At 62.7% G+C, this 19191-nt stretch carries 16 protein-coding genes and 1 tRNA gene; 7 read left to right on the top strand and 10 right to left on the bottom strand.

Annotation, left to right across the window (positions count from 1 at the left end):
• The first annotated feature begins 5 nt into the window (after positions 1-5).
• Positions 6-806, top strand: a complete 801-nt coding sequence (locus CCR94_RS07065; protein WP_104507169.1) for a quinoprotein dehydrogenase-associated SoxYZ-like carrier — start codon at positions 6-8, stop codon at positions 804-806.
• A 10-nt stretch (positions 807-816) separates the two neighbouring features.
• Here the strand turns inward: CCR94_RS07065 and CCR94_RS07060 are convergent, their stop codons facing one another.
• The 6 genes from CCR94_RS07060 to CCR94_RS07035 all read right to left on the bottom strand — a co-directional run bounded on the left by CCR94_RS07060 (position 817) and on the right by CCR94_RS07035 (position 5708).
• Positions 817-1164, bottom strand: a complete 348-nt coding sequence (locus CCR94_RS07060; RefSeq protein WP_104507168.1) for a hypothetical protein — start codon at positions 1162-1164, stop codon at positions 817-819.
• The gene (locus CCR94_RS07055) at positions 1148-1804 is read right to left on the bottom strand and encodes a hypothetical protein (RefSeq protein WP_104507167.1); all 657 of its coding nucleotides are present in this window, start codon (positions 1802-1804) and stop codon (positions 1148-1150) included. The genes CCR94_RS07060 and CCR94_RS07055 overlap by 17 nt, the downstream gene beginning before the upstream one ends.
• Positions 1805-1877: 73 nt before the next feature.
• Positions 1878-2582 carry a response regulator transcription factor gene (locus CCR94_RS07050; protein ID WP_104507166.1) on the bottom strand — a complete coding sequence of 235 codons (705 nt, stop codon included), beginning with the start codon at positions 2580-2582 and terminating at the stop codon, positions 1878-1880.
• A gap of 216 nt (positions 2583-2798) precedes the next feature.
• On the bottom strand, positions 2799-3374 hold the full coding sequence (locus tag CCR94_RS07045; RefSeq protein ID WP_104507165.1) for a hypothetical protein: 576 nt from the start codon (positions 3372-3374) through the stop codon (positions 2799-2801).
• A 157-nt stretch (positions 3375-3531) separates the two neighbouring features.
• Positions 3532-4494, bottom strand: a complete 963-nt coding sequence (locus CCR94_RS07040) for a PQQ-dependent catabolism-associated beta-propeller protein (RefSeq protein ID WP_104507164.1) — start codon at positions 4492-4494, stop codon at positions 3532-3534.
• Positions 4491-5708 (bottom strand): ABC transporter substrate-binding protein, encoded by a 1218-nt coding sequence (locus CCR94_RS07035; protein ID WP_104507163.1) that lies wholly within the window; start codon positions 5706-5708, stop codon positions 4491-4493. Before CCR94_RS07035 ends, CCR94_RS07040 begins: the two co-directional genes overlap by 4 nt.
• Before the next feature lie 332 nt (positions 5709-6040).
• On the opposite strand from CCR94_RS07035, the gene gfa reads away from it, so the two are divergent.
• Positions 6041-6613 (top strand): S-(hydroxymethyl)glutathione synthase, encoded by a 573-nt coding sequence (gene gfa, locus CCR94_RS07030; RefSeq protein ID WP_104507193.1) that lies wholly within the window; start codon positions 6041-6043, stop codon positions 6611-6613.
• Positions 6614-6685: 72 nt separating this feature from the next.
• Positions 6686-7519: an S-formylglutathione hydrolase gene (gene fghA, locus CCR94_RS07025; protein ID WP_104507162.1), complete on the top strand. Its 834-nt coding sequence runs from the start codon at positions 6686-6688 to the stop codon at positions 7517-7519.
• 7 nt (positions 7520-7526) lie between these two features.
• On the opposite strand, the gene CCR94_RS07020 is transcribed toward fghA, so the two are convergent.
• Positions 7527-8594 (bottom strand): DMT family transporter, encoded by a 1068-nt coding sequence (locus CCR94_RS07020; RefSeq protein ID WP_104507161.1) that lies wholly within the window; start codon positions 8592-8594, stop codon positions 7527-7529.
• 298 nt (positions 8595-8892) lie between these two features.
• On the opposite strand from CCR94_RS07020, the gene CCR94_RS07015 reads away from it, so the two are divergent.
• Positions 8893-8969, top strand: a tRNA-Pro gene (locus tag CCR94_RS07015).
• 1000 nt (positions 8970-9969) lie between these two features.
• The gene (dnaA, locus tag CCR94_RS07010) at positions 9970-11403 is read left to right on the top strand and encodes a chromosomal replication initiator protein DnaA (protein ID WP_104507160.1); all 1434 of its coding nucleotides are present in this window, start codon (positions 9970-9972) and stop codon (positions 11401-11403) included.
• An 81-nt stretch (positions 11404-11484) separates the two neighbouring features.
• Here dnaA and CCR94_RS07005 read toward each other — a convergent pair whose 3' ends face one another.
• Both CCR94_RS07005 and CCR94_RS07000 read right to left on the bottom strand, forming a co-directional pair.
• On the bottom strand, positions 11485-12360 hold the full coding sequence (locus CCR94_RS07005) for an undecaprenyl-diphosphate phosphatase (protein ID WP_104507159.1): 876 nt from the start codon (positions 12358-12360) through the stop codon (positions 11485-11487).
• An 82-nt stretch (positions 12361-12442) separates the two neighbouring features.
• Entirely contained in the window at positions 12443-14425 is a 1983-nt protein-coding gene (locus CCR94_RS07000; protein ID WP_104507158.1) for a protein meaA, read from the bottom strand.
• Positions 14426-14824: 399 nt separating this feature from the next.
• On the opposite strand from CCR94_RS07000, the gene ccrA reads away from it, so the two are divergent.
• Positions 14825-16114, top strand: coding sequence for a crotonyl-CoA carboxylase/reductase (gene ccrA, locus CCR94_RS06995; protein WP_104507157.1), 1290 nt, complete (start codon positions 14825-14827; stop codon positions 16112-16114).
• Positions 16115-16129: 15 nt separating this feature from the next.
• On the opposite strand, the gene CCR94_RS06990 is transcribed toward ccrA, so the two are convergent.
• Positions 16130-16999 carry a YihY/virulence factor BrkB family protein gene (locus CCR94_RS06990; protein WP_104507156.1) on the bottom strand — a complete coding sequence of 290 codons (870 nt, stop codon included), beginning with the start codon at positions 16997-16999 and terminating at the stop codon, positions 16130-16132.
• 139 nt (positions 17000-17138) lie between these two features.
• Here CCR94_RS06990 and CCR94_RS06985 point away from each other — a divergent pair, with 139 nt between their 5' ends.
• Positions 17139-19175 carry a M3 family metallopeptidase gene (locus CCR94_RS06985; RefSeq protein ID WP_104507155.1) on the top strand — a complete coding sequence of 679 codons (2037 nt, stop codon included), beginning with the start codon at positions 17139-17141 and terminating at the stop codon, positions 19173-19175.
• Positions 19176-19191: the final 16 nt, after the last annotated feature.

Genomic DNA, 19191 nt, shown 5'->3' with positions numbered 1-19191 from the left:
CCGCCATGCCGAACCGCCGCCTGTTGCTGCACTGCGCCCTGCTTCTGCCCGTCGCTTCGTTCGCATGTTCCGCGCACGCCGCCGAGAGCGAGGAGACGTGGACGGGACTCAAAGCCATGTTCTTCGCCGACAAGCCGATCGACGAGGCGCCGGGCTATGTGACGCTGGACGCGCCGCCGCGCGCGGAAGACGCCGCGCTTGTGCCTGTCGAGCTGAAATTCCCGCCGCGCGAAAAGGGCGACCGCGTGGTGGCGGCGACGGTGATCGTGGACGAGAACCCCGCGCCGCTGGCGACCGTTTTCAGACGCGGCCCCGTTGATGACGCCGCCTTCGATTTCGCGCTGCGCCTGCGGGTCAATTCCTATTCCTTCGTGCGCGTCGTCGCCGAGACCGAGAGCGGCGCCCTGCACATGGCGAAGGCCTATGTAAAGGCGGCGGGCGGCTGTTCGGCGCCGGCCTCGAAAGACCCCGACGAGGCCGGGGCCAATGTGGGAAAAATGCGCTTTCGCTCTTTCGCCGCGCAAGGCATGGCGCAAGCGCAGGCGATGATCCGCCATCCCAATTATTCCGGCATGCAGATGGACCAGATCACCCGCATGTACACGCCGGCCTGGTATGTGACGCAGGTGCGGGTCAGCCAGGGCGAGGCGCTGCTGTTTTCGCTGGAGAACGGCATTTCCCTCAGTGAAGACCCGACCTTCCGCTTCAGCTATGTCGCCAACGGCCAGCCCGTGCGCATCGAAGCCAGGGATTCCAGGGGCGGCGCCTATGCGCAAAGGTTTTCGGCCGACGGCGCCGCCTATTGAGCGCTGGGCGTCAGTAAAAGCAGCGGATCTCGCCTTCGGCCTGGGCGCGGCGCAGGTCGGCCACCATGTCCTCGAAATTGGCGGCGCGGAACATCGACGCCTTGCGTCCCAGCCCCTGGCGCATCGACAGCACGGTTTCCGCCTCGACATAGCGGTCGTAAGGCAGGATCGAGGCGACCATGTCGATCGAGCACGCGCATTTTCTCAGGGCGTCAGGCGTCTGGCCATTGGCGGCCATGCAGGCGAACACATAGTCGGCGCGCGCCTCGGTGGGAAAATCGTTCGCCGGAGTCTGCGCCGCCGCCGCCAAAGTTCCCGCCAGCAGCAAGCCGAGCGCAAAACTAGTTCTTGCCGGCATAGCGGGTGGTCTCCTCGAACAGGACGGCGCCCGAGGGATCGCGGGCGAAAATGTCGATCTCGGTGATTTCGCCCGGCGCCGCCGCCGACACGCGGAAGCGGTAGGTCAGCGTCTCCAGCCCGTGCATCCGCGCCTTGTGAACGTCGTTCCTGAACGGCTCGACCTCGACGCGCCAGCCGTCCGCAGAATCGGGGCTGGCGACGGCGTTGCGCAGGGCGAGGCGGATCGCGGTCTTCATATAGCGCGGATTGGACTGGAAAATCGCGGCGAGGCGCTGAAGGTTCTCCTCCAGCATCAGGCTGAGCAGGGGATTGCCGGTCATGTCGTCGAACGGCCCGGCGGCGCGTCGGCGCGCGGCCGAAAACAGGTCCACCTCGACGCGCCTCTTGTCGGGAGCCTCGCCCGGTTCGACCCGCAGGCCGATGCGGTCGTCGAAGGCCGGCCCGAACAGTTTTTCGTCAGCCGAGTGGAAACTGTAGCTGTACTCCAGCCGGTCGCCTGCCTTCAGCCCCTGCAATTGCGGGCGTTCGAACAGGAGGTCGGCCGCCGAGAGCGGGGACTCTTGCGCCCCGGAGGCGGCGCCGGCGACAACAGCGCAAGCAAAAGCCGCCGCGCTGAGCACGGAAGAAAGATGACGCATGAAGAAACCTCGCTCCGGCGCGCCCGCGCGGATGCGGCGCGCGCCGAAAGTTTTGAGGAGGATCAGTCGGCGCTCAGCGCGCCGCGCATTTGTAGCCGTTGATGTCGAGCATGAAGCCGCGCCCGCGCACCGTGCTGATGAAGGGGCCGCCGACGCGGGTGATCTCCGTGAATTTGGTTCGGAGATAGCCCAGATAGACATCCACGACATTCAACGACGTACAGCCCTGGTCGCCCCAAAGCTGGTCGTATATGTCGCCCCGGCATACCGGCTGGTTGGCGTTTTCCATCAGAATGCCCAGCAGTTCCGCCTCGCGCTGGGTCAAGCGGATATGGGCCTTGCCGTAATGCGCCTGGCGCGTGTGCATATCCAGGATCAATTGCCCGACCTTGCGGCGCTCGCGCGAATCGTCGGAGATCGAGCGATGCATCAGATGCGCCCGCAGCCGTTCGACAAATTCCTCGAAGGCGAAGGGTTTGGCGATGTAATCGTCGGCCCCGGCCATCAAGCCATTGGCGCGGTCGGCGGGATCGCGCCGGTCGCTCAGGAACAGGATCGGCTCGGTGCGGCCATGGCGGCGCATGGCCCGACAGGTTTCGAGATCGCTGCCGTCGGCCAAGGGGGTGTCGAACACCACGGCGCAAGGGTTGAGCGCCTTGACGGTCTCCACGGGGTCTTCGGCTTTTTGAACGAAGGTAACGTCAAAACCTTCGGCTTTCAGGCCTTCGGCGAGTACGCCTCCGGCCACCAGATCATTTTCGATAATCAGAACATTCATGTGTCATGCCCTGCATTGCGCTTCCTCCCGCATCCAGGTCTGACGCCCGGATTGCGGCAACTGAGAGAGTATGTTCTCCCGCTCCGGCAAACAACGAAATAAAATTCCTTCTGTTCCGCTAGAGCCGAAAAACCTTATTATTTTATTCTTATGAATTTGGGGATTTCTGCCAAAAGTATTTGTGGAACAACAGGCTAGATCAAAGATGCCGCACCGTTACAATTTTTCTTGAAGGACCCGCGCCAGCGCAAACGCCCGCTTCTCCAGCAACACCGGGCTTTCGCACACATAGGTCAGCGTCTGCGCGCGGTCGTCGAAAATGCGCTTGTCCCATTTGAGGTCCGGATGCGCCTGCTCCAAGGCGTCCGGCGCGGTGATGTCGCCCTGGCCCTCTTGCGCATCGGCGGCTTTTTCGGCGTCCTCCCGCACTTTCGCCGCCAGCGCCTTCTGCCCTCGGGCGTAGCGCGCGATCGCCGACATCACCTTGTCGCGCTCGCCATTGATCAGGTCGAGCGTTCCCTCGAACACCAGGGTCAGCCGTTTGTCCTTGTCCGCGCCGGCCTGTTTGGCGAAGGCCTCGATCAGCGCATCGGCCTCGTCGAGCGGGGTGCGGCGCGAGGCCAGTTTTCGCGCCAGCGCCGCCGCCTCGCGGTCGTCGTCCCAGCGGCTCTCGGCCGCCGGGCCGGCCCAGATCGCGGCCCGGCTGATGGCGCCGGCGCGCCGCTGCGGGCAGGGCCAATCCTCGTCGGCCGGCGGAGGGCCGCCAGCCAGGGCGGGGGTGGCGAAGGCCAAGAGAAGCAGCGCTGAAAGGCGCGTGGGCCGCCCTCGTGCTTCGAGACGCCTGCTGCGCAGGCTCCTCAGCATGAGGGCGACTTTATGGGCGCGAAAACCCCGCATGGCCGATCCACCTAATTGGGCGAAGACGCGACGCCCAAGGGCGCCGCAGGTTTCAGTTCGGAGAAGACGCGACGCCCAAGGGCGCCGCTCCTGCTGGAATAGACTTGATCGCCTTCAACGCGGCGACATCGATGACGGTGACGTCGTTCGAATTGCCGTTGGCGGTGAACAGGTATCTTTCGTCGGGCGTGAGCGCCAGATGCCAGACCCGCTGTCCCACCAGAATATATTTGCGGATTTCAAAAGTTTCCGCGTCCACCACGGCGACGCGGTTGGCCGGTCCGAGCGCGACGAAAACGGTCTTGCCGTCCCGCGTCATGCGCATGCCGACCGGCTGCACTTCCTCGGGCGTGAGGCCGGGCGCGTCGAAGCGGATTTTCTTCACGATCTCGCGGTTTTTCGCGGAGATCACCGACACGGTTCCGCCGACTTCCGAACTCACCCACAGTCTTGAGCCGTCGGGCGTGAACACGGCGTAGCGCGGGCGCTTGTCCACCAGCACATTGTCGATCCGTCTAAAAGTTTTGGCGTCGATGAAATGCGCCATATTGGTGGTCTCGGAGGTGTTGACCAGCACCGAACCGTCGGGGCTCAGCGCCATGCCCTCCGGCTCGACGCCAACGGGCACATTGGCGACGACCTGGTTTTTTACCACGTCGAGCACGGTCACTTGCGCATTGTCCTCGTTGGCGATGTAGAGCAGGTCGCCGGCCGCGTTCATCGCGAACTGCTCCGGGTCCGGGCCGGACTCCAGCGTGCGCAGCAGCTTCATCGTCGCGGTGTCGAACACCTGGATTCCATCCTCGTCGCTGGCGCAGACGTAAAGCAGCTTGCCGTCGGGGCTGACCCGCACGCCGCGCGGCCGGCGCCCTGCCTTGACCGTTTGCGTCACGGTCAGCGTGTCGCTGTCGATCACGGTGATCGTGTTGGCTTTTTCGTTGGTGACATAGATGCGATAGGCGCTGGCCGGGCTGGCGACAACGCAGGCGACAAGGGCGAGGCGGAAGGCTTTCATGGCGTCCCCGGTTTGCAGGCGCTTTCGCTCGCGTCGACGCCCAAACTGTCCAGCGTGTTGCGCTGATGCAAGAATTCCGGCAGCGGCGCGAGGCCGATCAGGGATTTCGGCTGCGCCAGCAGAATGGCCTGCCGCAATTGCCGGTCCCAGGGCCGGAAACTCGCCGCCGCGCCCTTGAAAATGGCGAGGTTGAAGCCCGGCCCCTGCATGTCCGAGCCGATTTTGGCGGGGTCGGCGGACCGCAGTTCGGTCACGGCTTCGCCGATGGCGCGCACCGCGATCCAGGCCTGATAATCGATCGGCCGCATCCGGCGCTTGGTCATGCGGATGAAGCGGTTCTGCAATTGCTCGGAGCCATAGGCGGTATGGGTCGGGTGCCACGACACCGGCGTCAGCCCCTGTGTCCCGGCGACGAGGCGCGGTTCGGCGGTGCGGTAGAGGATATAGTCGCCAAAATCGTCGGCCTCGTCGGCGACGACGATGAGATCAGCCTCCACATTGCGTGCAAAAGTGAGGGCTTCGGCCTCCGTCACCGCATCGGAGCGGGCGCGGGCCAGCGGCCCAAAAGCCCAGGGCTTTTCGGCGACGATTTTCACGCCGAATTTCTTCGCCGAGGCGCGGAAGGCGCTGGCATAGGCCGCGTCGCCAGCGTTGGGGCCGGGAACCAGCAAAACCTTGCTCCAGCGCCGCACCGCCAGATATTGCGCCAGAGCGTCGGTCAGCATGGCCCGGCTCGGCGCGGTATGGAACAGGTTCGAGCGGCACGCGGAGCCGCGCAAAAAATCGTCGGTCGCTCCGGCGTTGAACAGCAGCGCGCCCTGGGTTTTGAGCGCATCGGCCAGCGCCAGCGTCTCGTCGGCGGGCAGGGCGCTGACGAACATTTTGACGCCCCGCGCCAGCAGCGGTTTTGCTGCTTCGACGGGGCTTTCATCCTCGCCAAGCTCGACGTCGCGCAATTCAAAACTCTGGTCGAGAAAGGCGCCGGTGGTGGCGTTGTCCTGCACCGCGAGCTTGGCGCCGTCAAAACCTTCGCCGGGCGGCGGGGCGTCGATCACATAGGGCGGCGACGGGGCGCGGGCGCGCGCGATGAAGGCGATCTCGATCTTCAACGGGTCGGCCCATGCGGCCGCCGCCAACACAAGCGCGAGCCCCGCGAGCGAAAAAGCTCGGCTGAAGCGCCGGAGGGCGAGGGAGCCGGGCGTTGCTTGCGTCATGACAAGAATTCAGCCGATTATTTTTAAGTCGTCAATGTGAAAATCATAAGAGAGTTCTAAGACTCCCGCCCATGCGGCGACAGAAGCTCCGTGCCATAATCATGGTGCGATAGTCTTGCCGCAAGACTTGGCGTTTTTTCGTGGGAGTGTTCGCAAGTCTGGCGTTTTTTCATTTAAAACTGCTTGCGGGCAAGCCGCGCGCGAAAGTGGAGGCTTCTGCGATGCTGAAAAAGCTCATGCAATTCTTCAATATCGGCTCCGACGCCGACTCAGGTTCGGAGACCGCCGGCTCACCGACGTCCAACGTTTCCATGATGCGAAAGGAGGCCCCCATGGCGCTGAAACTTCACCCGTCGATCGATAATGGCGTCAGGAAAGGCAACCCCAATTTCGCGGGCGGGGCGCTCACCTGCAAATGCGCCGATCATCCGGTGCAGGTGCGCATCACCGGCAATGTCGCGCATAATCACGCCTGCGGCTGCACCAAATGCTGGAAGCCCCAGGGCGCGGTGTTCTCGGTCGTCGCCGTGGTCTCGCGCGACAATCTGAAAGTCGTGTCCGGCGCCGAAAAGCTCCATGTCGTCGATGCGTCCGCGACCATCCAGCGCCATGCCTGCCGGGACTGCGGCGTGCATATGTACGGCCGCATCGAAAACGCCAACCATCCGTTCTACGGCCTCGATTTCGTTCACACCGAACTGTCGAACGAGCAGGGCTGGCAGGAGCCGCAATTCGCCGCCTTCGTGTCCTCGATCATCGAATCCGGCTTCCCGCCGGCGAAAATGGGCGAGGTGCGCGCGCAACTCAGGTCGATCGGGCTGGAGCCTTACGATTGCCTGTCGCCGCCGCTGATGGACGCCATCGCCTCCCATGTCGCCAAGGCGGCGGGCAAGCTGGCGGCGTGACTTATTTCAAGGGAATGAAGAGCGTCGGCGCTTGCGCCGGCGCTTTCTATTGCCGCAACACTGGAGTCGTTGATGGAAACCGTATCGACCGCCAAAGCGCATGGGGGCGTTCAAGGCGTCTATCGCCACGATTCGCGCGAGACCAAAACCCCCATGACCTTTTCGGTCTTCGTTCCGCCTCAAGGCGTGACGGGGAAAGTTCCGGTGCTGTGGTATCTCTCCGGCCTCACCTGCACCCACGCCAATGTCACCGAAAAGGGCGAGTTCCGGGCGGCGGCGGCGCGCCATGGCGTGATGATCGTGTGCCCGGACACCTCGCCAAGGGGCGACGATGTGCCCGACGAGAAGGACAATTGGCAATTCGGCTCCGGCGCGGCCTTCTATCTCGACGCCACCCAAGCGCCCTATGACCGCAATTACCGCATGTATTCCTATATTGCGCGGGAATTGCCCGAGCTGATTGCGGAGCAATTTCCGGCCGCCGACCTGTCGCGCCAGGGGGTGTTCGGCCATTCCATGGGCGGCCATGGCGCGCTGACCCTGGCGCTGAAACATCCCGAGCGCTTCAAGAGCTGCTCGGCCTTCGCGCCCATCGTGCAACCCTCCACCAGCGACTGGTCGATCCCCGCGCTGACCAAATTTTTGGGGGCCGACGAGGCGGCATGGCGCGCCTACGACGCCACTTTGCTGATCGCCGATGGCAAAAAATTCAAGGAATTCCTGGTCGATCAGGGCGGCGCCGACTCGTTTCTGGACAAGGGGCTGAAACCCTGGCTGCTGGAGGCGGCCTGCCGGAAGGCTGGCATTCCGCTCACGCTCAACATGCGCGAGGGCTACGACCACTCCTATTATTTCATCTCAAGTTTCATGGCGGACCATATCGCCTGGCACGCCGCGCGCCTGTGACAAGGTTTCAATGCATGTGCCGGTGGTGCAGATCCGGGTAATGCGGGTGGGCGTGGATCAGCCGGGCGTGACGATGCCAGTGCGCATGCGGCTCGACCACCGGCTGTTCGTCGTGCCCGTGCTGGTGATGTTCGTCATGCACATGCGCATGCGCATGGTCCAGAGCCTCGTGTTCATGGTCATGCTCGTGCCGTTCGGTGAGATGCAGCCAGACGCCGGCCGCCATCATCACGCCGGCCACGGCCAGTTTCATCGTCGGCGCTTCATGCAGCAGGCCGATGGCGGCGAGGGCTCCGATGAACGGAGCGAGCGAGAAATAGGCGCCGGTCCGCGCCGTTCCAAGATGGCGCAGCGCAAGGATGAAGAGGACGAGGCTGACGCCGACCCCGAGAAAGCCAAGCAAGGCCGCAAGGCCGATGGCTGTCGGCGAAGGCATCGCGGCGCCGCGCCAAAAAGCCGCCGCGACATTGACCGCGCCGGCGACAAGCCCCTTGATCGTGGCGATGCTCACCGGATCGGCAAAGGACAATTTGCGGGTGAGATTGTTGTCGACGCCCCAGGCCAGACAGGCGCCGGCCACCAGCAGCGCGCCCGTGTCCAGCGACAGCCCGCGCCCCTGCCACGACAGCGCCGCCGCGCCCGCCAGAATGGCGGCGGCGCCTGCGAGCAGACGCGCGTCGACATTCTCCCGGAACACCAGCCAGGCGATGGCCATGGTCGCCAGCCCTTCCAGATTGAGCAGCAGCGAGGCGTTGGCGGCGCTGGTCCGGTTCAGGCCCTCCATCAGCGCCAGCGGACCGAGCACGCCGCCCGCCAGCACAATGGCCGCCAGCCAGGGCAGATCCGCGCGCCGCAACGGCGCCTCGGCCGCCGGCCTGCCAACAGCGCGGCGCGCGAAGACGACCCCGGCGAGGCCGAGTCCGGCGCCGAGATAAAGCCCGCCCGCCAGCAATTGCGGATCGAAGGCGGCGAGCAGACCCTTGGCGAGCGGCGCCGTCATCCCGAACAGGACGGCCGAGCCGAACGCCAGCGGCACGCCCGGCCAGAGATGCGAAAATAGGCGAGTCCCGATCATCGACGCTTGCTCCTGCGACGCAGGGGTGGCGATGGCCCCAGTCCGGGTGCGACACAACCCCGATCCAATCCAAGCTCCCCCGAAAGCGAAAAACAGATTAGGGCCTGATAATGCAGGGAGCGACGCATTTAGAGCAATTTTTGAGCGAAGGGGATGCCGGTTCGCGTCAAGAAAATGCGAAAGACAACAATCCAAAGTCCCGATCCGGTTCAATCTGACCGGAACAGGTTGCAGAATGGCCGCCGGGGCCAGCCGCAACTTGCCGCGTCGTGCTGGCCATGCTAGCGGGAGGGCGTCACGGGGTATAGCGCAGCCTGGTAGCGCGGTAGTTTTGGGTACTACAGGTCGCAGGTTCGAATCCTGCTGCCCCGACCAAACAATCCAAGGGCTTCCGGTCCATCAATAGAGAGAGCCGAACGGCGTTGTCTCGGATTTGGGTCGCGCCGGGGCGCAAATGGCCGAGATTTCGGCCGCCCGATCTGTCGCGCAATAGCTGCAAAGGGCAGAATCGCCGCGCCGCCAACCGGACGATCGCCGGATAGGTGGGGCCGCCATCACCGCAAACGCCGCCGTTGAGAGGCGATCCCAAGGCGATGGGCCTGACCGGCGTCCGGGTCGGCGTCCACAGCGAGGTTACGCCCGCGCTCAGAGGCGACGTTGGCTTAATTTGCGCGCGTGAGGCGTGGAGCGCCGGAGCGCGCCTGTGTCGAATGGGCAATTCCGCGGAAATTTTTCTGTCGGGCCTTGGCCGCGGTGCTTGAACCTCCATAGGTTTTCGTCGCTTATCCGCAAAGGGCGCTGTGGAGGCGCCTCGGACGTTCTTGACTCGCGCGTCCAGACGGCCCGAATCGGCAAGGATGGGAGCGGCGTTTTTTTTCCGCGAATGAGCCGCCTTGGCGTTTTTGCTCGGACTCGGCGCTTTCTCCGGCGCATCAGATCAAGCGAGAGTCTTGACGACCCGATCATGGCCGTCATGTGGCGGAAAATTGTAGTTTTGCCATTGCGCGACCAACGGCTCGCGTGTATCGTTTCTTCATGGTTTCAAGCAATTGTATTACACAAGATTAACTATAAGAAACCCAATGTATAGAAGCACGCAACGTTTAGGAACTAGGGTTCTCGTCTCTCTTGAACCTGACTGCAAACAGCCTGATTCAAATTGATTAATTTTTTTTATTGATTTTTGCTATAATTTTTGCTAGATGGCCAAGCGGCAGGCTTGCCAAAAATGCGGATGGTGTAATGAGCATGTATCCTGGCGGCGTCTTCGGAGACGCGGAGGCATGTATGTCGTAGGGGGTGCGAGTTCCTCTTTATTCAAGTGCGTTCGTTGCACAGATCGTAGACCATCAGGCAAAAAGACAAGAAGACTGAAATGTCAAAGGCAAACACTCAAAAAGCACTAACCGGCGCCAACTCCCGCAGCGATGAGTTGACGAAGTTTTGCGCCGTTTTGCGGGCTGAACTGGGTGACGCCATTTACTCGTCTTGGTTCACCCGGCTTGAGTTGGATCGTATTGCGGATGGTTGCGCCTATCTGTCCGTGCCGACAAAATTTCTGAAAAGCTGGATTCATGCACATTATTACGACAAGCTTCGCGCGATAGCGCTCGCGCAATTGCCCGCGATATCCGAGATTTGCCTTTCTGTACGCACCACAACCTTCAGCGTCGTGGGCGCCGAAGCCGAACCCGCCGGCCAGTCGCGCGTTTCGGGTTCGCAGGCGGCGGCCGGGTCGGCGCGACCGCGTGAGATGTTCAAGGAAGCCAATACGGGCGTCGAGACCTCCGTGCTCGACACGCGCATGAATTTCTCGACCTTTCTGGTCAGCAAATCCAATCAACTGGCGTTCTCCGCCGCGCAGGAAGTCAGCCGCTCGTCATCGATCTACAACCCGTTCTATGTCCACGCGGGCGTCGGCCTTGGGAAAACGCATCTGGTCCAGGCGATCGCGCACAACGCGACGGTGGCCGGGCGCAACGCGCTTTATCTCACCGCCGAAAAGTTCATGTACAGTTTCGTGTCGGCGCTCAAGGCGCAGACGTCGCTGTCTTTCAAGGAGTCCCTGCGCGGCATCGACATTCTCATCGTTGACGACGTGCAATTCCTGCAGGGCAAGACGATCCAGCAGGAGTTTTGCCACACGATCAACGCGCTGATCGACAATGGGCGGCAGGTCGTCATCGCCTGCGATCGCGTGCCGAATGAGCTCGACAATCTCGATGAACGCATCCGCTCACGGTTGGCTGGCGGTCTTTGCGTCGAAATTCATCCGCTGGACGATGAATTGCGCCTGAACATCGTCGAGGCCAGAGTCGCCGCGACCAAAATTGTTCAGCCCGCGTTCGACGTCTCGCCCGCCGTCGTCAAGATGGTGGCGAACCTGATCCGGACCAACGGCCGCGATCTCGACGGCGCGGTCAATCGCCTGCTCGCCCATACCACGCTGGTTGGCTCCGTCTTGTCGATGGAGCAGGCCGAAAACGCCATTCGCGACCTGATCCGGCACCGCGAGGCCAAGCGCATCAAGATCGAAGACATCCAGAAGCTGGTGGCGACACATTTCAATGTCAGCCGCGCCGATATCCTGTCTTCGCGTCGCACGGCGAATGTGGTCAAGCCGCGTCAGATCGCCATGTATCTCGCCAAGATCCTGACGCCGCGCTCCCTGCCGGAGATCGGCCGTCGGTTCGGAGGCCGCGATCACACCACCGTTCTGCACGCCGTGCGTAAAATCGACGGGTTGGTGGCCCAGGACAATTCGCTGAAGCGCGAACTGGACCTGCTCAAGCAGTTGCTTGAGGATTGATAAGCAGGTTTTTTGATTATTGACGACCTTGGCCCTGTGCGTCCGCACAGAGGCCATTTTCAGCGCCAAGGCGCCCGGCTGTTACGCCAGCCAGCCCCAGTAAACCCCGACGATCAAGACAACGCCGAGGATGAAACGATAAAACACAAAAATCCACGACGAGAATCGCTCCAGGAATTTCATCAGGCTCCAGATCGCGACAAAAGCCGAGATTGACGCAACGATCAGGCCGACGCCGAGAATCATCCAGCCGTTCGCCGACAGATGCGCGTGGTAAAGCTCGTAGAATTCCTTGACGCCGGCGAGAAATATCGCGGGAAGTCCGAGCAGGAACGAGAAACGCGCGGCCTCGTCACGTTTGAGATCGAGAAACAGCGCGGCCGTCAGGGTTGAGCCGGATCTGGAAACACCGGGAATGAGCGCGCCGACTTGCGCCAGACCCACCAACATGGCGTCCTTGAGCGACACATTATCCATCGTGCGGCGATGCGCGCAGAATTTCTCCGCCAGCGCCAGCAACAGCGACATCACGATGCAAGCGGCGCCTATGACATAGAGACTGCGCAAGGGCGAACCGCAGGTGTTCAGCGTCTTTGACAGCAAAACCCCGAAGATGACCAGCGGGACGGTGGCGAGCAGGATCCAGCTGGTGAAGCGAAACTGCCAATCGCGAAAGTCGCGCCGCCAAACCGCGTTGAGCGAGCCGCCAACCAATCCCTTGATATCGCTCCAGAAATAGGAAATCACCGCAGCCAATGCCGCCATCTGCATGGCGGCGGAAAACGCCGAGCCGGGGTCGCGCCAGCCCAGCAGCGCCGGAACGATGCGCATATGCGCTGTCGAGGAGATGGGAAGCAGTTCCGAGATGCCCTGAACCACGCCGAGCGCCGCCACTTTCGCGAACCCGAGTTCAATAAATCCGGTGTCCAGTCCCTGTGTACAGGCTTCGGCGGCCATGCGCGCACTCCTGTCGAATCAAAACAAAACCTCCGCCGTTTTTGACCCACACGGCGGAGGCTGGCAATCTCATATGGTTGTTTCAGACGGTTTCGGCGGTTTTTTCCACCACGCGGACGATATCGGCCATGATGGCGTTGAGTTCGTAATCCTTGGGCGTGTAGACGGCGGCGACGCCTTCCGAAAGCAGCAGCTTTTCGTCTTCCGGGGGAATGATGCCGCCGACAATCACCGGCACGTCGGAAATCCCTTGCGCCTTCATCTTGGCCAGCACGTCGCGCACCAGCGGCAGATGCGACCCGGACAGGATCGACAGTCCGACGACGTGAACGCCTTCCTCAAGCGCGGCGTTGACAATCTCCGCCGGCGTGAGGCGGATGCCCTCGTAAACCACTTCCATGCCGGCGTCGCGCGCGCGCACGGCGATCTGCTCGGCGCCGTTGGAATGCCCGTCGAGGCCGGGCTTGCCGACCAGGAATTTGATGCGGCGCCCGATCTTCTTCGAGACGCGCTCGACTTCCGCGCGCACGGCGGCCAGCGAGCCGCCGGTGTCGCGCGCCGTGCGGCCGACGCCGGTGGGCGCGCGGAATTCACCGAACACCTCGCGCAGGGTCTGGCCCCATTCGCCGGTGGTGACGCCCGCCTTGGCCGCCGCGATCGACGGCTCCATGATGTTGCGGTCTTCCTGAGCGGCGGCGCGCAGCTCCGCCAAAGCCTTGTCCACCGCCTTGGGATCGCGCTGGGCGCGCCAGCTTTTCAGGCGCGCGATCTGTTCGGCCTCGACATGCTCGGAGATCACGAGAATGGAGCCGTCGCCCGTGGTCAGCGGCGAGGGCTCGCTTTCGACGAATTTATTGACGCCGACCACGATCTGCTCGCCCGCCTCGATCGATTCCAGCCGGCGGGTGTTGGACTCCACCAGTTTCGACTTGAGATAGCCGGTCTCCACCGCCGCGACCGCGCCGCCCATGGCGTCGATGGCGGCCAGTTCGGCCAGCGCTTCCCGTTTCAGCTCCTCGACCTTCCTGCTCAGTTCAATCGAACCGTCGAACAGGTCGCCATAGTCCAGCAGGTCGGTCTCGTAGGCCAAAATTTGCTGGAGGCGCAGCGACCATTGCTGATCGAACGGACGCGGCAGCCCGAGCGCCTCGTTCCAGGCCGGCAATTGCACGGCGCGGGCGCGCGCCTTCTTGGAGAGCACGACCGCCAGCGTCTCGATCAGAATGCGATAGACGTTGTTTTCCGGCTGCTGCTCGGTGAGGCCGAGCGAATTGACCTGCACGCCATAGCGGAAACGGCGATGCTTCTCGTCCTTGACGCCATAACGGTCGCGGGTCAGTTCGTCCCAAAGTTCGGTGAAGGCGCGGACCTTGGCCAGTTCGGTGACAAAGCGCATGCCGGCGTTGAGGAAGAACGAGATGCGGCCGACGACCTCGCCGAAATCCTCCTCCGCCACCTGACCGGATTTTTTCACGGTGTCGAGGATCGCCACCGCCGTCGCCAGCGCGTAGGACAGCTCCTGCACCGGCGTCGCGCCCGCCTCCTGCAAATGATAGGAGCAGACGTTCATCGGGTTCCACTTGGGAACTTCCTTGGTGGTGAACAGGATGACGTCCTTGGTCAGGCGCAGCGACGGCCCCGGCGGAAACACATAGGTGCCGCGCGACAGATATTCCTTGATGATGTCGTTCTGGGTCGTGCCCTGTAGCGCATTGCGCGGCGCGCCCTGCAAGTCGGCGGCGGCGATATAGAGCGACAACAGCCAGGGCGCGGTGGCGTTGATTGTCATCGACGTGTTCATCTGCGCGATGGGAATGCCATCGAACAAAGTGTTCATGTCGCCGAGATGGCTGATGGGCACGCCGACCTTGCCGACTTCGCCGCGCGCGAGGGGATGATCGGAATCATATCCGGTCTGGGTGGGCAGATCGAAGGCGATGGACAGGCCGGTCTGGCCCTTGGCGAGATTGCCGCGATAGAGCCTGTTTGAGTCCGCGGCGTTGGAATGGCCCGCATAGGTGCGGAAAATCCACGGCTTGTCGCGCCCGGTCTGGGTCTTCGTCATTCGAGCCTCTCACAAGGGTTGCGGCGATCTCTGTCGAGCGATGCTTTGCCCCACTTTTTCGCAAAGCACAATCGGACGTCAAGTCCGGAAAACAGCGCCCCTGCGCCCGCCTGACCCCCAAAAACCAGAGGTTTTCCGGCGCTTTAGCTCTGTCGCCCCGGGGCAAGAGAACAAAGCGGGCCTCGACTTATGGACGAACCGAAACGGCCGCGAGGACACTCGCCAAGCCTCAATAAAATGTATATTTCCCGGCTCAATCGGAGGCGGAGGCGCGAACTTTTCCGGCGCGCTCCCGTTTCCCGACGGCAAATTGCGGCAGCGCAGCAAATTTCGCTTTTGGATTTTGCGAACGCCGTTCTAGCATTGCGCCGCATCAGGGAAAAACAAAGGGAGTGAGCGTTGACCGATCAAACGCCAGCGTCAAGCGTCGATAAGGCGCCGGTCTACAAAGACCTCTACGATATCGGCGAAATCCCGCCCCTTGGCCATGTTCCGAAAAACATGCACGCCTGGGTAATCCGCAAGGATCGCCACGGGCCGCCGGAATCCGCCATGCAGCTTGAGGTCATTCCCACCTGGCCGCTCGACAGTCACGACGTGCTGGTTCTCGTGATGGCCGCCGGCGTCAACTACAATGGCGTGTGGGCGGCGCTGGGCGAGCCGATTTCCGTGCTCGACGCGCACAAGCAGCCCTATCACGTCGCCGGGTCCGACGCCTCCGGCATTGTCTGGGCGGTCGGCTCCAAGGTGAAGCGCTGGAAGGTCGGCGACGAAGTCGTCGTCCACTGCAACCAGGACGACGGCGACGACGAGGAATGCAACGGCGGCGATCCGATGTTCTCCTCCTCGCAGCGCATCTGGGGCTACGAGACCCCGGACGGCTCCTTCGCCCAGTTCTGCCGCGTGCAGGACCGCCAGTTGATGGTGCGCCCCAAGCATCTGACGTGGGAGGAAAGCGCCTGCTATACGCTGACGCTCGCCACCGCCTACCGCATGCTGTTCGGCCATGAGCCGCACCGCCTCAAGCCCGGCGACAATGTCCTGGTCTGGGGCGCTTCGGGCGGTCTCGGCGTGTTCGGCGTGCAGCTCATCGCGGCGGCCGGCGCCAACGCCATCGGCATCATTTCCGACGAATCCAAGCGCGACTATGTGCTTTCGCTCGGCGCGAAGGGCGTGATCAACCGCAAGGACTTCAAGTGCTGGGGCCAATTGCCCAAGGTCAATTCGCAGGAATACACCGACTGGACCAAGGAAGCCCGCAAGTTCGGCAAGGCGATCTGGGACATTACCGGCAAGAAGGATGTCGACATCGTGTTCGAACATCCGGGCGAAGCCACCTTCCCGGTTTCGACTTTGGTGGTGAAGCGCGGCGGCATGGTGGTGTTTTGCGCGGGCACGTCCGGCTTCAACCTCACCTTTGACGCCCGCTACGTGTGGATGCGCCAGAAGCGCATCCAGGGGTCGCATTTCGCCCATCTGAAACAGGCGGCGGCGGCGAACAATTTCGTGCTCGATCGCCGCGTCGATCCCTGCATGTCCGAAGTCTTCCCCTGGGGGAAGATCCCCCTGGCCCACACCAAAATGTGGAAAAACCAACACGCGCCCGGAAACATGGCCGTTCTGGTCAACGCGACAGAAACGGGCCTGCGCACCATTGAAGACGTGATCGAGGCCGGCCGGAAGGCGTGACCCGCCGCAAGCGCGCTATTTCGGGGCGGGAGGTTGCTCCCGCCCTTTTTTTTGGGAGCGCGCCAGTCGCGCCCGCGCCAGCGCCTCGTTCACTTCCGCGCCATAAATGAAAATGGCCGCGAGCGCGTAAAGAAACACGATGGCGATCATCACCGAAGCCAGGCCGGCGTAGGTCGCGACGTAATTGAACGCGAAGCGGGAGAGATAGGCGCTGAAGGCCAGCGCGAAAGCCATCCACGCGCCGAAGGTGAGGATGATGCCCGGCGCGCAATCGCGCAACCGCATGCGGGCGTTGGGCAGCACCCAATGCGCGACGATCAAGGCGATCTGGAGAATGACCGTGGCGACGCCGTAACGCGCCAACGCCACCAGATGACTCGCCGGCGCCAGCGCCGGGGCCAGTTTCAGCACGCCCGCCCAGATCAGCGGACCGAGCACAAGCATGAAAGTCAGCGACAGCAGGGCCAGGGCGCCGATCAGAACATAGCCGATGGACTGAAGCCGCAACCGCCACCACGGCCGCGTCTCCTTCAAGCCATAGGCGCGGTTCAAGCCCGTTCTCAGCGCTTCCACCCCGCTGGAGGAGAAATAGACCGCCAGAACCGCGCTGATGGTCACCAGTCCGCCGTGCCGCGCGCTCAAAACCTGGTGGATTTCGTTGAGAATGGGTGCGGAGACCTGCGGCGGCCAGATTTCGAAGAACGCTCCGGCCGCGTCGTCGGCCATTTTTTGCGCGCCGAAAAAGCCCCCCAGACTGGTCACGAAAATCAGGAAGGGAAAAATCGCCGTCAGACCCTGCAACGCAATATGGCTCGACATGGCGTAGCCGTCGTCGTTCTCGAAACTTCGGGCGCTTTCCAGCGCCAAACGCCAAAATTCACGCATGGGAATCCTTTCGCGCCCGGAAATCCCTCCGCGCCAAAGGCGCCAAGGCTTGGCTACCACGCAGCACGTGACGCGACGATGCAAATATCTGGCGCGCCGACCCCGCGCAGCCTATTTTCAACGCGAACGGAGATTTTTCATGACCGGACAGAACCCGCTCTTGATCGAGTGGACCACGCCTTTCGCCCTGCCTCCCTTTACCCAAATCAGGACGGACCAGTTCCCGGCCGCATTTGACCAAGCCTTGCGCGAACACGAACAGGAAATCGCCGCGCTGACGGCAAACCCGGACGCGCCGACTTTCGCCAACACCATCGACGCGCTGGAACTCGCCGGCCAAAAGCTCAACCAGGTCGGCGGCGTGTTCTGGAACCTGACCGGCACGGATTCGACCGAAGAATTGCGCGCCATCGAGCGTGAAATTTCTCCGCTGCTCACCCGCCATTACACCGCTATTTCGCTCAATCCCGACCTGTTCGCCCGCGTGGCCGAGCTTTATCGCCGCCGCGAGACGCTGACGCTGGACGAGGAACAGGCGCGGCTGCTTGAACTCACCTACAAAGGCTTCGTTCGCACCGGCGCGCAGCTGCAAGGCGCGGCTCGCGCGCGCTACGCGGAGATCGCCGAGCAGCTCACAACCCTCGAAACCGAATTCGCGCAAAATCTTCTGGCCGACGAGACCGATTTTCTGTTCGAACTGGAGGAAACCGACCTTGCCGGAGTTGCGGAGGATGTGAAAGCCGCCGCCGCCCAGACGGCAAAAGATCGCAACACAACCAAGCCCTATGCCCTGACCTTGCAACGCTCGAACGTCGAGGCTTTCCTGAGTCAGTCCAGCCGCCGCGATCTCCGGGAAGATTTGTTCAAGGCCTGGATCGCGCGGGGCGAAAATCCGGGCAAGACCGACAACCGGCCGCTGATCGCGCAAATCCTCGCGTTGCGTCAGGAGAAGGCGCGCCTGCTCGGCTATGAAACTTTCGCCGACTACAAGCTTGAGCCGACCATGGCGCGTGAGCCGCGCGCGGCGATGGCGTTGATGGAGCAGCTTTGGGCGCCGGCGCTGCGCGGCGCCGAAGACGAGCGCGCCGCCCTGCAACAGATCGTGGATGAAGAAGGCGGCAATTTCCCGCTCGCCGCGCCGGATTGGCGCTATTACGCGGAAAAGCTGCGGCGGTCGCGCTACGCGCTGGATCAGGCGGAATTGGCCAACTATTTCCAGTTGGAGCGCATGATCGAGGCCGCCTTCCACTGCGCGGAAAAACTGTTCGACCTGCGCTTTCAACAGCGCCGCGATCTGCCCGTCTATCACCCGGACGTACGCGCCTATGAAGTCACCGACGGGCAGGGCCGCCACGTCGCCATTTTCTACGGCGATTATTTCGCCCGCGCGGGCAAGCGTTCGGGCGCGTGGATGTCGGGTTTTCGCGGCCAGAGGAAGCTGGGCGGCGAGGAGCGCCCGGTGATCGTCAATGTGATGAATTTTTCCAAACCCTCGCCGGATCGGCCCTCGCTGCTGTCCTTGACCGAGGTCATGACGCTGTTCCACGAATTCGGCCACGCGCTGCACGGCATGCTCTCGGACGTGGTCTATCCCTCCATGAGCGGAACCTCCACGCCGACGGATTTCGTCGAATTCCCATCGCAGCTTTACGAGCACTGGGCGCTCCGCCCGGAAGTGCTGCAAAAATTCGCGACGCATCACGAGACCGGCGCGGCCATGCCGCAAGCCATGATCGACCGCATCGTCGCGGCCCGCCATTTCAATCAAGGATTTGGCACGGTGGAATTCCTGGCCTCGGCTCTGGTCGATTTCAAGCTGCATTGGCGGCCGGACGCGCCCGAGGACATCGGCGCCGCCGAAACCGAAATCCTGACCGGGGTCGCCATGCCCGCTTTCATGGTGATGCGGCATCGCTCGCCGCACTTCGGGCACATTTTCGCCGGCGAGGGCTATGCGGCCGGCTATTATTCCTATCTTTGGTCGGAGACGCTCGACGCTGACGGTTTCGCGGCTTTCGAGGAAACCGGCGACATTTTCGATCCCGAAACGGCGCGCAGGCTGCGGGACAATGTTTACGCGGCCGGCAACCGCCGCGACCCCAACGTGGCCTACGCCGCTTTTCGCGGCCGGGCGCCCGATACGGCGGCCTTGCTGCGAAAAAAGGGCTTTGCCTGATCAAAGGTCATATTGC

The sequence above is a fragment of the Rhodoblastus sphagnicola genome, from assembly GCF_002937075.1.
GTDB classification, from domain to species: domain Bacteria; phylum Pseudomonadota; class Alphaproteobacteria; order Rhizobiales; family Beijerinckiaceae; genus Rhodoblastus; species Rhodoblastus sphagnicola.
This window is presented reverse-complemented; position numbering and strand designations above follow the sequence as displayed.